General features: G+C 72.6%; 10 protein-coding genes. 5 read left to right on the forward strand and 5 right to left on the reverse strand.

Features of this window, described 5'->3' with window-relative positions; all coding sequences use genetic code 11:
- Positions 1-203: 203 nt before the first annotated feature.
- Positions 204-1163 (reverse strand): FAD-dependent oxidoreductase, encoded by a 960-nt coding sequence (locus ACGFNH_RS14545; RefSeq protein WP_393653413.1) that lies wholly within the window; start codon positions 1161-1163, stop codon positions 204-206.
- A gap of 415 nt (positions 1164-1578) precedes the next feature.
- On the opposite strand from ACGFNH_RS14545, the gene ACGFNH_RS14550 reads away from it, so the two are divergent.
- Both ACGFNH_RS14550 and ACGFNH_RS14555 read left to right on the forward strand, forming a co-directional pair.
- A complete protein-coding gene (locus ACGFNH_RS14550) occupies positions 1579-3798 on the forward strand; it encodes an NADP-dependent isocitrate dehydrogenase (protein ID WP_393653414.1) in 2220 nt (739 codons plus the stop codon).
- Between the two features lie 434 nt (positions 3799-4232).
- Complete coding sequence (locus ACGFNH_RS14555) at positions 4233-5870, forward strand: ABC-F family ATP-binding cassette domain-containing protein (RefSeq protein WP_393653415.1); 1638 nt, start codon at positions 4233-4235, stop codon at positions 5868-5870.
- A 250-nt stretch (positions 5871-6120) separates the two neighbouring features.
- Here ACGFNH_RS14555 and ACGFNH_RS14560 read toward each other — a convergent pair whose 3' ends face one another.
- Together ACGFNH_RS14560 and ACGFNH_RS14565 are read right to left on the reverse strand one after the other, a co-directional pair.
- Positions 6121-8619 (reverse strand): Tex family protein, encoded by a 2499-nt coding sequence (locus tag ACGFNH_RS14560; protein ID WP_393653416.1) that lies wholly within the window; start codon positions 8617-8619, stop codon positions 6121-6123.
- Between the two features lie 142 nt (positions 8620-8761).
- Entirely contained in the window at positions 8762-9628 is an 867-nt protein-coding gene (locus ACGFNH_RS14565; protein WP_393653417.1) for a hypothetical protein, read from the reverse strand.
- 206 nt (positions 9629-9834) lie between these two features.
- Here ACGFNH_RS14565 and ACGFNH_RS14570 point away from each other — a divergent pair, with 206 nt between their 5' ends.
- Positions 9835-11046 carry a GlxA family transcriptional regulator gene (locus ACGFNH_RS14570; protein WP_393653418.1) on the forward strand — a complete coding sequence of 404 codons (1212 nt, stop codon included), beginning with the start codon at positions 9835-9837 and terminating at the stop codon, positions 11044-11046.
- Between the two features lie 122 nt (positions 11047-11168).
- Positions 11169-11804 carry a DJ-1/PfpI family protein gene (locus ACGFNH_RS14575; RefSeq protein WP_393653419.1) on the forward strand — a complete coding sequence of 212 codons (636 nt, stop codon included), beginning with the start codon at positions 11169-11171 and terminating at the stop codon, positions 11802-11804.
- An 87-nt stretch (positions 11805-11891) separates the two neighbouring features.
- On the opposite strand, the gene ACGFNH_RS14580 is transcribed toward ACGFNH_RS14575, so the two are convergent.
- A complete protein-coding gene (locus ACGFNH_RS14580) occupies positions 11892-12212 on the reverse strand; it encodes a hypothetical protein (RefSeq protein WP_393653420.1) in 321 nt (106 codons plus the stop codon).
- A gap of 403 nt (positions 12213-12615) precedes the next feature.
- Positions 12616-13365 carry an enoyl-CoA hydratase/isomerase family protein gene (locus ACGFNH_RS14585; RefSeq protein WP_393653421.1) on the reverse strand — a complete coding sequence of 250 codons (750 nt, stop codon included), beginning with the start codon at positions 13363-13365 and terminating at the stop codon, positions 12616-12618.
- 490 nt (positions 13366-13855) lie between these two features.
- Here ACGFNH_RS14585 and ACGFNH_RS14590 point away from each other — a divergent pair, with 490 nt between their 5' ends.
- Positions 13856-14311: an ATP-binding protein gene (locus tag ACGFNH_RS14590; RefSeq protein ID WP_393653600.1), complete on the forward strand. Its 456-nt coding sequence runs from the start codon at positions 13856-13858 to the stop codon at positions 14309-14311.
- The last annotated feature ends 75 nt before the right edge of the window (positions 14312-14386 follow it).

Consider the following 14386-nt stretch of genomic DNA (forward strand, 5'->3'; position numbering starts at 1 on the left):
CGGCGCGCTGTACGGGTGCGCGTACGGCGCGCTGTACGGGTGCGCGTACGGCGCGGCACCGGAGCGTACGGCGTACTGCGGGCGGCACCGGCGCGTTGCCCCCGGCAGCCCCGCGGCGGACGTCCGGCAGCCCTGCGTCCGGCAAGTCCCGCAGTACGTCCGGCAGCCCTGCGCGGGGAGTCCCCAGCGGTCCGCCGCCCCCCTCACCCACCGGCGGCCACCATCCGCGCCGCCTCCTCCGCACATCCCCACGACACCGTGACGCCCCCGCCGCCGTGTCCGTAGTTGTGTACGCACAGCGCACCGCCGGGCAGCCGCTCCGGTTCGATCCGGACGCTGGGCCGGAACGGCCTGAGCCCCACGCGGTGTTCCAGGACGCGGGCCTTCGCCAGCCCGGGGTGGAAAGGTGAGCAGCGGCGGACGATCGCCTCGGCGGTCGCCGGATCGGGGGCGGTCTCCCAGACGTCCTCGCGGGCCGTGCCGCCGAGCACCAGCCCGTACGGCTGCGGCAGCACGTATGTCGTCTCCTCGGCGCCGCCCCCGGCCGCCACGAACCACGTGTCGATCCCGGGGTTCTCCACGATCACGATCTGGCCCTGCACGGGGCGCACAGCCGGGTCGGGCACGAGTGCGCGGGCGCCCAGGCCCGTGCAGTTGACGACGAGGGGCGCGGCGCGGCCCGCCGCGTCGAGCGAGGGCGCCTCGCGCCGCTCCAGCACACCGCCCGCGGCCGCCAACCGTCGTTCCAGATAGGGCAGATGGGTCCGCATGTCGACCAGCGGTACGCGGGCCCGGGCCCCCGCCCCGTACCCGTCGGGCAGTTCCTCGGGACGGGCTGCGCGCAGCCCCGGGACGCCCTCGGCCCAGGTGCCCAGGTCCTCGGTGCGGGTGTCCGCCATCGTGCCGTCGACCAGCCGTACTCCGGTCTCCTCGGGCCGCTCCGCAAGGGCGGTCAGGATGTGGAAGGAGTGCAGGGACCACGCGGTGGCGCGCTCCTCGGGCTGGACGCGGTACGGCCAGCAGAGTCCGCCTGCCACGGCGGACGTCGTGTCCGCGTACGGGTCGCGGCTCCACACCGTTACGCGGCGGGCGCTCTCGGCGAGGGTGACCGCAGTGGTCAGCCCGATCACCCCGCCGCCGACGACGATCACATCACTGTCCATGCCGGGACGCTATCCCCTGCCCGCCGGGGCGTGCGAGGCCCGGTGGCCGCGACACGGGCGGCACGGACGGTCGCGGCGCCGAGACGGAGGGGCGGTCACGGAACGCGCGCCGAGGGGCAGTTGGTGCGCGGGTGCCGGAAGACAGTCGGGAGGCGGGCGCCGGAGGGCCGTCGCGGCACGGCGCGGTGAGCGGGCGTCCCTCCCGCGCACGGCCCGCATTCTGCTCTTCGCACGCTTCGCGACGACGGTTAACCTGACCGGCAACGGCATGCACCCGCCGTCCGCCCGGCACGTATCCGCAGGTGACGAGGTTGTCGCGGCGCCATGCGGCGCGAGGCGGGGGGCGGTGTCGGGGAGGGGTGAGTACGAGATATCTTGATATCGAGACGATGGAGTAACGTGAAGCGGAGTATCGGTGACTGACTCGACGATCATCTACACGCACACTGACGAGGCCCCGGCCCTGGCCACGTACTCGTTCCTGCCTGTGATCCGGGCGTACGCCTCTACCGCCGGCGTCAGCGTCGAGAGCCGCGACATCTCCCTTGCGGGGCGGATCATCGCGAGCTTCCCCGAGCGCCTGGAAGAGGGCCAGCGGATCGAGGACGCGCTCGCCGAGCTGGGCGAGCTCGCCAAGACGCCGGGCGCGAACATCATCAAGCTGCCCAACATCTCGGCATCGATCCCGCAGCTCAAGGCTGCGATCGACGAGCTGCAGCAGCAGGGCTACGCGCTCCCGGACTACCCGGACGACCCCAAGACCGACGAGGAGCGCGACACCCGCGCCCGCTACGACAAGGTCAAGGGCAGCGCCGTCAACCCGGTCCTGCGTGAGGGCAACTCCGACCGCCGCGCCCCCGCCTCGGTCAAGAACTACGCCAAGGCCCACCCGCACCGCATGGGCGCCTGGACGGCCGACTCCAGGACCAATGTCGCCCATATGACCGACGACGACTTCCGCTCCACCGAGAAGTCCGTGGTCGTCCCCGAGGACGGCACGCTCCGGATCGAGCTGACCGGGGACGACGGCACCACGACCGTGCTGCGCGAGTCGGTGCCGGTCCGCGCCGCCGAGGTCGTGGACGCCTCCGTGATGCGCGTGGCCGTGCTGCGCGAGTTCCTCACCCAGCAGGTCGCCCGCGCCAAGGCGGAGGGTGTGCTGTTCTCCGTGCACCTGAAGGCCACGATGATGAAGGTCTCCGACCCGATCATCTTCGGCCACGTCGTACGGGCCTTCTTCCCGAAGACCTTCGCCGAGCACGGCGAGACCCTGGCCGCGGCCGGCCTCACCCCGAACGACGGTCTGGGCGGCATCCTCAAGGGCCTGGAGTCCGTCGAGGGCGGCGCGAAGATCAAGGAGTCCTTCGAGGCCGAGCTGGCCGAGGGCCCGGAGCTGGCGATGGTCGACTCCGACCGCGGCATCACCAACCTGCACGTGCCGAGCGATGTGATCGTGGACGCCTCCATGCCGGCCATGATCCGTACCTCCGGCCACATGTGGGGCCCGGACGGCAGCGAGGCCGACACCCTCGCCGTCATCCCCGACAGCAGCTACGCCGGCATCTACCAGGTCGTCCTCGACGACTGCCGCGCCAACGGCGCCTTCGACCCGTCCACGATGGGCTCGGTGCCCAACGTCGGCCTGATGGCGCAGAAGGCCGAGGAGTACGGCAGCCACGACAAGACCTTCGAGATCCAGCACACCGGCACCGTGCGGGTCCTCGACGGCAAGGGCGATGTGGTCCTCGAGCAGACCGTGAGCGCCGGCGACATCTTCCGCATGTGCCAGACCAAGGACGCGCCGATCAAGGACTGGGTCAAGCTCGCCGTGACCCGCGCCCGTGCCACCGGTGACCCGGCCGTGTTCTGGCTCGACGAGGGCCGCGCGCACGACGCCAACCTCATCGCGAAGGTTGAGCAGTACCTCCCCGAGCACGACACCGAGGGCCTGCAGATCAAGGTCATGTCGCCGGTCGACGCCATCGCGTTCTCCCTGGAGCGGATCCGCCGCGGCGAGAACACGATCTCCGTCACCGGCAACGTGCTGCGCGACTACCTGACCGACCTGTTCCCGATCCTGGAGCTGGGCACCAGCGCCAAGATGCTCTCCGTCGTTCCGCTGATGAACGGCGGCGGCCTGTTCGAGACGGGCGCCGGCGGCTCCGCGCCGAAGCATGTCCAGCAGCTCGTCAAGGAGAACTACCTGCGCTGGGACAGCCTGGGCGAGTTCCTCGCGCTGGCGGTCAGCTTCGAGCACCTCGCGCAGACGACGGACAACGCTCGCGCCCAGATCCTGGCCGACACCCTCGACCGCGCGACGGCGACGTTCCTCAACGAGAACAAGTCGCCGAGCCGCAAGCTGGGCGGTATCGACAACCGCGGCAGCCACTTCTACCTGGCCCTGTACTGGGCGCAGGAGCTGGCCAAGCAGACCGACGACACGCAGCTCGCCGAGGCGTTCGCGGCCCTGGCCGAGACGCTGACCGAGCAGGAGCAGGCGATCATCGACGAACTGATCGCCGTCCAGGGCTCGCCGGCCGACATCGGTGGCTACTACCAGCCGGCGTCGTCCAAGGCGGAGTCCGTCATGCGCCCGTCGAAGGTCTTCAACGAGGCGCTGGCGACACTCGGCTGACGAACACGGGCACCGGCCGGAGGCCGGTGCACACGTTCCGCGGAACGAGGGAGGTCCCTCGGGCCTGCTCCACCGCCGCCCGGCGGTGGAGCGAGGGCCCGGGGGACTTTCGCGTCGGGGCGCGGGGCGCGGGGCGCAGGGCGCAGGGCGTTGCGCGTGACGGGGCGGCGCGGAAGCTTCCTGCCGTGGGCCGGTCGTGGCGCCTGCCGCTGGGCTGTCCCGGCGTACGGGCCCGGGGGATCCGCGCGTGGGGACGTACGGCGCAGGGGCCCCCACGACGTACGGCGCAAGGGACACCACGGCCCCCTTTCACCTCCCCGCCGACGGTCACCCGAGCCCCACCCCGCTCCACCCCACCGCAGGTCACCTGTGACCCACCCCGCCCCCGGCCGTCATCGGAGCACGCAGCCCGCGCCGCTAGGATCGGCCGTCTGATGACTGCAACCCTCGTCGCCAAGGACCTCGCCGCCGGCCACGGCGAACGCGCCCTCTTCTCCGGTCTCGACCTGGTCGTCGCGCCCGGCGATGTGATCGGCCTCGTCGGCGTCAACGGCGCGGGCAAATCCACCCTGCTGCGCCTGCTCGCCGGACTCGACGCACCCGATCAGGGCTCCCTGCAACTCAGCCCGCCTGCCGCCGCCGTCGGGCACCTGCCGCAGGAGCCGGAGCGGCGGCCGGGGGAGAGCGTGCGGGAGTTCCTCGCCCGCCGTACGGGCGTGGCCGCGGCCCAGCACGCCCTGGACGAGGCCACCCAGGCGCTGGCCGACGGGCTGCCGGGCGCCGACGACGCCTACGCGAACGGCCTCGATCGCTGGCTCGCCCTCGGCGGCGCCGACCTGGAGGAGCGGGCCGAGGACGTCGCGGACGGCCTCGGCCTCGCCATCGGCCTCGACCGGCCCATGACAGCCCTCTCCGGAGGCCAGGCCGCCCGCGCGGGCCTCGCTTCCCTGCTGCTCAGCCGCTACGACGTCTTCCTGCTCGACGAACCGACCAACGACCTCGACCTGGACGGGCTGGAGCGCCTGGAGTCATTCGTGACGGGCTTGCGCGCCGGCACGGTTCTGGTCAGTCACGACCGCGAGTTCCTCACCCGGACCGTCACCAAGGTCCTCGAACTCGACCTCCACCAGCAGCAGGTGAACCTCTTCGGCGGCGGCTACGCGGCGTACCTGGAGGAGCGCGATGTGGCCCGGCGCCACGCCCGCGAGGAGTACGACGAGTACGCCGACACACGCGCCGGGCTGGAAGCGCGCGCCAGGATGCAGCGCAACTGGATGGCCAAGGGCGTCAAGAACGCCCGCCGCAAGGCGGGCGACAACGACAAGCTCGGCCGCAAGTTCCGCTCGGACGCGAGCGAGAAGCAGGCGTCCAAGGCCCGCCAGACGGAGCGGCTGATCGAACGGCTCGATGTCGTCGATGAACCGCGCAAGGAGTGGGAACTCCGGATGGAGATCGCGGCCGCCCCGCGGTCCGGCGCCGTCGTGGCGACGCTGACCGGGGCGGAGGCCAAGCGGGGCTCGTTCGCATTCGGGCCCGTGGATCTCCAGATCGACTGGGCCGACCGCGTCGCCATCACCGGACCCAACGGCTCCGGCAAGTCCACGCTCCTCGCGGCCCTCCTCGGCCGTCTGCCGCTGGACGCGGGGCACGCGGCGCTGGGGCCGGGCGTGGTCGTGGGCGAAGTCGACCAGGCCCGCGGCCTGTTCCTCGGGGACGAGCCGCTGATGGACGCCTTCCGCGCGGCCGTACCGGACACGAACCCGGCGGACGTCCGTACGCTGCTGGCCAAGTTCGGCCTCAAAGCGGCGCATGTGCTGCGTCCCGCGTCCACCCTCTCCCCGGGCGAACGCACGCGCGCGGCACTGGCGTTGCTCCAGGGGCGCGGCGTGAACCTCCTGGTCCTGGACGAGCCCACGAACCACCTCGACCTTCCGGCGATCGAGCAGCTCGAAGCGGCCCTGTCCTCGTACGAGGGCACGCTGCTCCTGGTGACCCACGACCGCCGCATGCTGAGCGCGGTGCAGGTCACGCGTCGCGTGGAGGTCGCGGGGGGACGCGTGACGGAGCGCTGAACTCCCCTGCGGATCACGACGGATCAGGGTGCCCCTGTCGGTGCGTGTGGCGGGGCTCCGGCAGCCCGTGATGAGCTGTGACCCGGGGAGATGGGGTGGCCTCGTGAGCACGACGCCAGGTCGCATGCCCTGCCCGGCGGATCGACGTCAGGTCGGATCTCTCCCCTGCATCCCGGTACATCCTTCGGATGACTGCGGACGCTGAGGGTCTGGCCGTGGGCGGCGGGGACGAATCCCCGCCGCCGTCACGTCAGTTGGAGCCGGGGCCGAGCAGGCCGGCTCGCCGCAGTGCATCCGCCATCGCGCCGTTGGCCGGTGCGCCGCCGCGGTTGCCGCCCTGGCGCTGCTGCGGTGCGCCGCGCCGCGGCCGGTCCTGGCGGCGGCCCTGGCCGCCTTCGCCGCGGCCGTTGCCCTGGCCGCCTTCACCACGGCCGCCGCTCTGTCGGCCTTCGCCGCGGCCGCTGCCCTGGCCGCTTTCGCCGCGGCCGCCGCTCTGCCTGCCTTCGCCACGGTTGCCGCCCTGGCGTCCTTCGCCGCGGCCGCCGCCCTGCCGGCCGCCGCCGGACGGCGACTCGTCGTCCAGCCGCAGCGTCAGCGAGATCCGCTTGCGCGGGATGTCCACGTCCAACACCTTCACGCGCACGATGTCGCCCGGCTTCACCACGTCCCGCGGGTCCTTCACGAACGTCTTCGACATCGCCGAGACGTGCACCAGACCGTCCTGGTGGACGCCGACGTCCACAAAGGCCCCGAACGCGGCGACGTTGGTGACGACACCCTCCAGGATCATCCCCGCCGAGAGGTCGCCGATCTTCTCCACGCCCTCCTTGAAGGTCGCGGTCTTGAACGCCGGCCGCGGGTCGCGCCCCGGCTTCTCCAACTCCTTGAGGATGTCGGTGACCGTCGGAAGACCGAAGGACTCGTCCACGAAGGCGTCCGGCTTCAGCCCGCGAAGCACGGACGTATTGCCGATGAGCGTCTTCACGTCCCCGCCCGTCGTGCCGGCGATCCGGCGCACCACCGGGTACGCCTCCGGGTGCACGCTGGAGGCGTCCAGCGGGTCGTCGCCGCCGCGGATGCGGAGGAAGCCCGCGCACTGCTCGTACGCCTTCGGGCCGAGCCGCGCCACGTCCTTGAGCTGCTTGCGGGCGCGGAAGACGCCGTTCGCGTCGCGGTGGGACACGATGTTCTCCGCCAGGCCTGTGCCGATGCCGGAGACGCGGGCCAGCAGCGGAGCGGAGGCGGTGTTGACGTCGACGCCGACGCCGTTCACACAGTCCTCGACCACCACGTCCAGCGAGCGGGACAGCTTCACCTCGGACAGGTCGTGCTGGTACTGGCCCACGCCGATCGACTTCGGGTCGATCTTCACCAGTTCGGCCAGCGGGTCCTGCAAGCGGCGGGCGATCGACACCGCGCCGCGCAGCGACACGTCCAGCTCCGGCAGCTCCTGGGAGGCGAAGGCAGATGCCGAGTACACCGACGCGCCGGCCTCGGAGACCATCACCTTCGTCAGCTTCAACTCCGGCTGCTGCGCGATGAGATCGGTCGCCAGCTTGTCCGTCTCGCGGGAGGCGGTGCCGTTGCCGATGGCGATCAGCTCGACCCCGTGCTCGCGCGCCAGCCGTGCGAGCTTGGCCAGCGACTCGTCCCACTTCTGCTGCGGTACGTGCGGGTAGACGGTGTCGGTGGCGGCCACCTTGCCGGTCGCGTCCACGACCGCGACCTTGACGCCGGTACGGAAGCCCGGGTCCAGGCCCATCGTGGCGCGTGTCCCCGCGGGGGCCGCGAGCAGCAGGTCGCGCAGGTTGGCCGCGAAGACGCGTACGGCCTCGTCCTCGGCGGCCTGCCGCAGCCGCAGCCGCAGGTCGATGCCGAGGTGGACCAGGACGCGCGTGCGCCATGCCCAGCGGACCGTGTCGATGAGCCAGGCGTCGCCGGGCCGGCCGCGGTCGGCGACACCGAAGCGGGCGGCGATCGCCTGCTCGTACGACGTGCGGCCGTTCTCCGGCTCGTCGCCCGGCCCGGCGGGCTCCAGCGCGAGGTCGAGGATCTCCTCCTTCTCGCCGCGGAACATCGCCAGCACGCGGTGCGAGGGCAGTTCGGTGAACGGCTCGGCGAAGTCGAAGTAGTCGGCGAACTTCGCGCCCGCCTCCTCCTTGCCGTCCCGCACCTTCGCGGCCAGCCGTCCGCGCTGCCACATCCGCTCGCGCAACTCGCCGATCAGGTCGGCGTCCTCGCCGAACCGCTCGGTGAGGACGGCGCGCGCGCCGTCCAGCGCCGCGGAGGCGTCCGCGACACCCTTGTCCGCGTCGACGAAGGCGGCCGCCGCGGTGAGCGGCTCCACCGACGGGTCGGAGAGGAGCCCGTCGGCGAGCGGCTCCAGACCCGCCTCGCGCGCGATCTGCGCCTTCGTACGGCGCTTGGGCTTGAAGGGGAGATAGATGTCCTCGAGCCGGGCCTTGGAGTCCGCGGCCCGGATGCGGGCCTCCAGCTCCTCGTCGAGCTTGCCCTGCGACGCGACCGACTCGAGGATCGCGGTGCGCCGCTCCTCGAGCTCCCGCAGATAGCGCAGCCGCTCCTCGAGCGACCGCAGCTGGGCGTCGTCGAGCATCTCGGTCGCTTCCTTGCGGTAGCGCGCGATGAACGGCACGGTCGAACCGCCGTCGAGCAGCTCGACGGCCGCCTTCACCTGCCGCTCACGTACGCCGAGCTCCTCGGCGATCCTGCCCTCAATCGACGTCGTCACGATCCCGTTCCGCCTTGTCGTTGCCACTGGTGCCTGCATTGTGGCAGGTGGCACCGGCATGGGCGGGAACGGGCGTGGCGGGCGTGGCCCTGAGACCGGCCCGCCCCCACGCGAGGACGCTGCCCCTCCAACCGCCGCCCGGCTAGCCCTTCCCGAGGAGATCGGCGGGGAAGGCCCCGGCGGCGACGGCGGTGCCGGTCCAGCCGCCCGCCAACTCCGTGAGCCGCTCGACGCCGGCCGCTCCCAGGCGCTCGTACGGTGCCCGGTCGAGCCGGTCGGTCTCCTCCTCGATCCTCCGGCGCAGGGCAGCGCCCTCCTCGGTCAACTCGCCCTCGGCGTCCAGGAGTCCGCGCGTGCGCAGCCGGTCCTCCGCGGCCGACCAGTCCTCCGCCGTCCATCCGCGCGTGCGCATCAGCCACTTGGGACGCTGGCCCTTGCCGGTCGCGCTGTGGCTGACGATCGCCTCCAGGGCGTCGAGTTCGGCGCCGACGAGTACCGCGATGTGCCCGTCGCCGCGGTGCTCGCGCAGCAGCGTCACCGCATGCCAGAACGCGAGGTGAGGCTGCTCGGGCACGGGCAGGTCGGCGTGGGCCGCGTACAGGAGGCGCGCAGGACGGCTCCCTGCCGCCGCGGCGCGCAGCGCCAGTTCCGCGGCCTCCGCCATCTCCGGGGAGGCGACGGCCTCTTCGCCGAGCAGCCGCCGCAGCGTGGCGTCGACGCCACGCGTGCGGGCGGCGAGCGTCTCCTCGGGCGAGGCGGTGCGCCAGATCCCGGGTACGTGCCGGGCCACCAGGTCGTGGCTGAAGTTGTAGAAGGAGGCGGTGACCGCGCCTGCACCGACGGGCCCCATGGCCGCCGCCCGCGCCGCGAAGTACGCGGCGGACGCGTCGTCGTGGCCGATGGCGGCCATCTCCCGGGCCATGTCGGGGGAGAAGTAGATCGCCGAGTGGAGCGGGTTGAGGAGGTTGTGACAGCGGCGGCCGACGCGGGCGGGCAGCGGAGTAGTCATGTCACCGCACGCTACCCGCAGGTAGAGGCGGCTTGAAGAGCACCCGTCCACGCGGACTCCCGTACCGGAACGGGCCGGGCCTCCTGCCCCGTACGGAGCCGGTACGCGCCGGGATCCCCGGGGCGGACGCCACGATCGCGGGCGTGGCAGGAAAGGTGGGGAATACGTCATTGCCGCCATCGCCGGCCGCGCCCAGGATGAGACACATGTCCGACCGCACCGTGCTGATCGTTCTCTTCGAGGGCGTGCAGAGTCTCGACGTCACCGGCCCTCTCGAGGTCTTCGCCGGTGCCGCGAAGGCCGTCGCGGCAGGTGTCCCGACACCTGTCCCGGCGGCATCCGCCCTGACGACACCTGCCCCGGCGGCATCCGCCGCCACCGCAACGGGCGTACCCGGCACGGCCGTTGCCGCGGTCAGCGCCAATGCCACCGCCAATGCCGCCGTCACCGTCACCGCCGATGCAGCCGCCACCGCCACCGCCACCGCCACCGCCACCGCCACCGGCCCGGCAGTCCGGCCCGACGGCAGCGGCCCCGTGGCGTACCGCGTCCTGACGGCCACCACGGACGGCGCACCCGTGCGCAGCTCCAGCGGCCTCCTCCTCACCCCCGACTGCGCGCTCCCCGACGCCCCCGCCCCGCACACCCTGCTCGTCCCCGGCGGCAGCGGCATACACCGCATCGACCCGAGGCTGACCGACTGGGTGCGGGAGGCGGCACCGTGTGCCCGGCGCGTGGTCTCGGTGTGCAGCGGGGCGTACGTCCTCGCCGAGGCGGGGCTGCTCGACGGGCGCCGGGCCGCGACCCACTGGTCGCGATGCGAGGGCCTGGCCCGGCGGTTCCCGGCCGTCGAGGTGGTCCCGGACGCCATCTTCGTCCGGGACGGGAACGTGGCCACGTCCGCGGGCGTCACCGCGGGTATCGACCTGGCGCTAGCACTCGTCGAGGAGGACGTCGGCCGGGACGTGGCCCTGATGATCGCCCGGCACCTCGTGGTCTTTCTGCGCCGCCCCGGCAACCAGACGCAGTTCAGTGCCCAACTCGCCACCCAGACCGCCCGGCGCGAACCGCTGCGCGAGGTGCAGCAGTGGATCGCCGAGCACCCCGGCGACGATCTGTCGGTCGAGTCCCTGGCCCGCCGGGCGAGCCTCTCGCCCCGCCACTTCGCCCGCGCCTTCCAGGCCGAAGTGGGCTGCCCGCCCGGGCGGTACGTGGATCGGGTCCGGTTGGAGACCGCACGGCGGCTGCTGGAGGACACCTCCGACGGTGTCGAGGAGATCTCGCGTGCCTGCGGGTACGGCACGCCCGAGGCGATGCGCCGTGCCTTCCTGCGGGCCCTCGGCACCGGTCCGGCCGAATACCGGCGCCGTTTCCGCCCGTTGGAGACGGCGGCAGCCCCGTACGGCCCGACTCCCTGACGCCCCGACCCCGTACGGTCCGACTTCCCGATTCTCCGACGCCTCGGCTTCGCCGACGGCCCGCGCTCATCCCCGTGCCGTCGCCGTACCACCCGCCCATCCACCCACCGAGAGGAATTCCCATGCAGATCGCGATCCTGCTCTATGAGCGCCTCACCGCACTCGACGCCATCGGCCCGTACCAGGTCCTGAGCCGTCTCCCCGGCGCCGAGGTCGTCTTCACGGCGGTCCGCACCGGTCCGGTCCGTGACGACACCGGGGCGTTGAGCCTGGTGGCGGACGCCGGGCTCGAGCAGGTGCAGAGCCCCGACATGCTCGTGGTCCCGGGCGGCCCGGGCCAGTTCGCGCTCATGGACGACGGGCCGCTGCACGCCTGGCTGCGCGCCGTCGACGCCAGCACGACCTGGACCACGTCCGTGTGCACCGGCTCGCTGATCCTGGCGGCGGCAGGCATCCTCAGGGGACGGCGGGCCGCCTCCCACTGGCTCGCTCTCGACGAGCTTCCCGCGTACGGCGTCGAACCGACCGGCGAGCGCGTCGTGTTCGACGGCAAGTACGTCACCGCGGCCGGCGTCTCCTCCGGCATCGATATGGGGCTGGCGCTCGCCGGGCGCATCGCGGGGGACGCGACGGCGCAGGCGATCCAGCTGGGCGAGTACGATCCTCAGCCGCCCTACGACGCGGGGTCACCCACGAAGGCGCCGCAGGAGATCGTCGCGCTGCTCCGGTCGCACAGCCGCTTCATCCTCGAAGGCTGATACCCGGACCGCGAGAGGCCCGGGTGGCGCACGCGGGCTGATGCCAGGAGCCCGAAGGGCTGACGCACGCCACCCGGATCGTTCCGGCTATCGCGCGGCCCCGAGACGGCAGGCACGCTTGGCATGCCCATGGGAGACGTCAAGGGATTCGAGCCGTGACAGGCAGATCGAGAGGGAGTTGGGCGACCCCTCCCCGCGATCCGCGATGGTGCACGCCGTCGCCGCCTCGCCGCCCACGGGCACGTTGTATCCCTTGCCGCGCAGGTACTCCTGGCAGTCCCACGACCACGCCTGGGCGGTACCCGGTACGAGGAGCGGCAGTGCACCGGCCAGGACCGTGCCGCTCGCCGCCACCGCCGCTCGCCGCATCCACTTGCTGCGCCGTGTCGGGCTCTGATGTGCGTTCATTCCAGGTCCTTCCCCGTGAGGTCCGCGCCGGGCGATCCGAGGTGAGCCCGGAGACGTTTCGCTCGCCTCGCCCGGCTGTCAACGGACCGGCCGCCCGGCGTTGTTGATGTCATCGCTTCAACCGTGCCACTCACGTGGCGCGTGAGTCGAACGCGTCGGCGGGGCCGCGTGTCGCCCGTCCCTGACCCGCGCTCGACGTACCGAAATGCCCCTCGGGAAGCGGTGGTCGAAGCAAAGACGTCGCACGGCCGTCATGTCCCGGCCGTCGCGGACCGGTCGGCCCCGGGTACGACAGCGCCCCCCCATCGGCCCCACCAGAACCGGACGCGGGCGGCCGGGGGGCGGAACTCCCGTGACACCGCCCCGGATTGACGTGTTCGGGCGGGCGATCCGAGCGCCCTCGTCAGCCCCGCCAGGTGAAGCGGGGCGGCCGGCGCTCCAGGAACGCGGTCACGCCCTCGGATGCCTCGCCGCTCTCCCGCGCCAGACGCGACCAGTGCGCCTCCCGTTCGGGCCGCGCGGGCCCGCTCGCGAACTCCTTGGCGGCGGCCTGCGTGAGCAGCGAGCGCGAGGCCAGGATTCCCGCGAACTCCGCCACGCGCTTCGCCAGGCCGTCCGCGGGCAGCACCTCGTCCACCAGGCCGGTGCGCAGCGCGCGTTCGGCGTCGATCAACTCCGCGGAGAACAGCAGGTACTTGGCCGTGGCCGGGCCGACGAGCGCGGCCAGCCGGCGCGTGGACGGGGCCGGGTAGACGATGCCGAGCTTCGCAGGAGTGATCCCGAAGGAGGAGCCCTCGGCGGCGAACCGAAGATCGCACGCCGCCGCGAGCTGGCAGCCGCCGCCCACGCAGTAGCCGCGAACGGCCGCGAGCGTCGGCTTGGGGAAGGCGGCCAGTGCCTCTTCCGCGGCCACCGCGAGGCCCTGGGACTCCGCGGCGGACTCCCGGAGCGAGCCGATGTCCGCGCCCGCGCAGAAGGTGTCCCCGGACCCGGTCAGCACCAGCACTCGTACGCCAGGGTCGGCCGCCAGCCGGTCCAGAACGCCGGGGAACTCACGCCACATGGCGGTGGTCATCACGTTGCGTTTGGCCGGGTTGTGCATGACGACGGTCGCGATGCCGCCCGCGGCGTTCACCTGCAGTCCTGGCTCCATGGCCGGATGCTATCCGGGCACCCCGGCGGAACCGGGGCCGGGTGAACAGGACCAGTCGTACAACTGCCGCCTTCACGCGCAGATGGTCAGAATCAGCGGATACTCCGTCGATACGTGATGACTTCCGGCCACCAGACCGGTACGGACCAATGCATTCCCAACACTTCGACGTGTGAGGAGGGCTTCGCCGTCCTGTCGCGAGGACAATGCGAGGCGACGGCAGGGACCGCGGTTTCGTCCGCGGTCCGTCGTGCGAAGTGAGAGCGGAGAGGAGGTGCGGGACATGGAGATGCGGGGCAGCAGGCCGGCCGACCCGGGTGCGTCCGTGGCCGCGGGACAGACCGTGGTGCCGGGGCAGACGGTGATGCAGGGCCAGACAGCGGTGCAGGGCCAGACCGCCGTCCCGGGGCACACGGCGGCCCGGGGACACGGCGTGGCCCCTGCCGGGGTGCCGGGTCCGGCCGTGGCCGTGGGGTATGCGGCGACCGGCGTGACCGAGGCACCCGTCGCGGACGAGTTCACCGCCCGACGGCCCTACGAGGGCGTCTGGCGCTTCACCGCGCCCGCCCGCGACTCCGCGGTTCCTCAGGCGCGTCGCGCGCTTCGGGACCTGTTGCGCGGCCAGCGCGTACCGCTCCAGGACGACGTCCTCCACGGCCTGTTGCTGATCGTTTCGGAGTTGGTGACCAATGCCGTGCGGCACGCGGCTGTGCTTTCGCCCAGCGTCTCGGTGGTGGTCTCCGTCGGCGACGGATGGGTGCGGGTGGCGGTCGAGGACAACCACCCGTACCGCCCGAAGGCCCTGGTGGCGGCCGAGGAACAGACCGGCGGGCGGGGGCTGCTGCTGGTGAAGGCGATCACTGCCGAGGCGGGCGGGGTCTGCGACGTCGAGCAGACCGTCACCGGCGGCAAGGTGATCTGGGCCGCTGTGCCCCTCGCGCTCTGAGGCCCCCGGCCGTGCAAGTGCCGCTGTCCGCGCGGGAACCCGGACAGCGGCCCCGCGTCAGCGGCTACGACGGCG

The sequence above is a fragment of the Streptomyces sp. NPDC048639 genome, from assembly GCF_043199075.1.
In the GTDB taxonomy this organism is placed as follows: Bacteria; Actinomycetota; Actinomycetes; order Streptomycetales; family Streptomycetaceae; genus Streptomyces.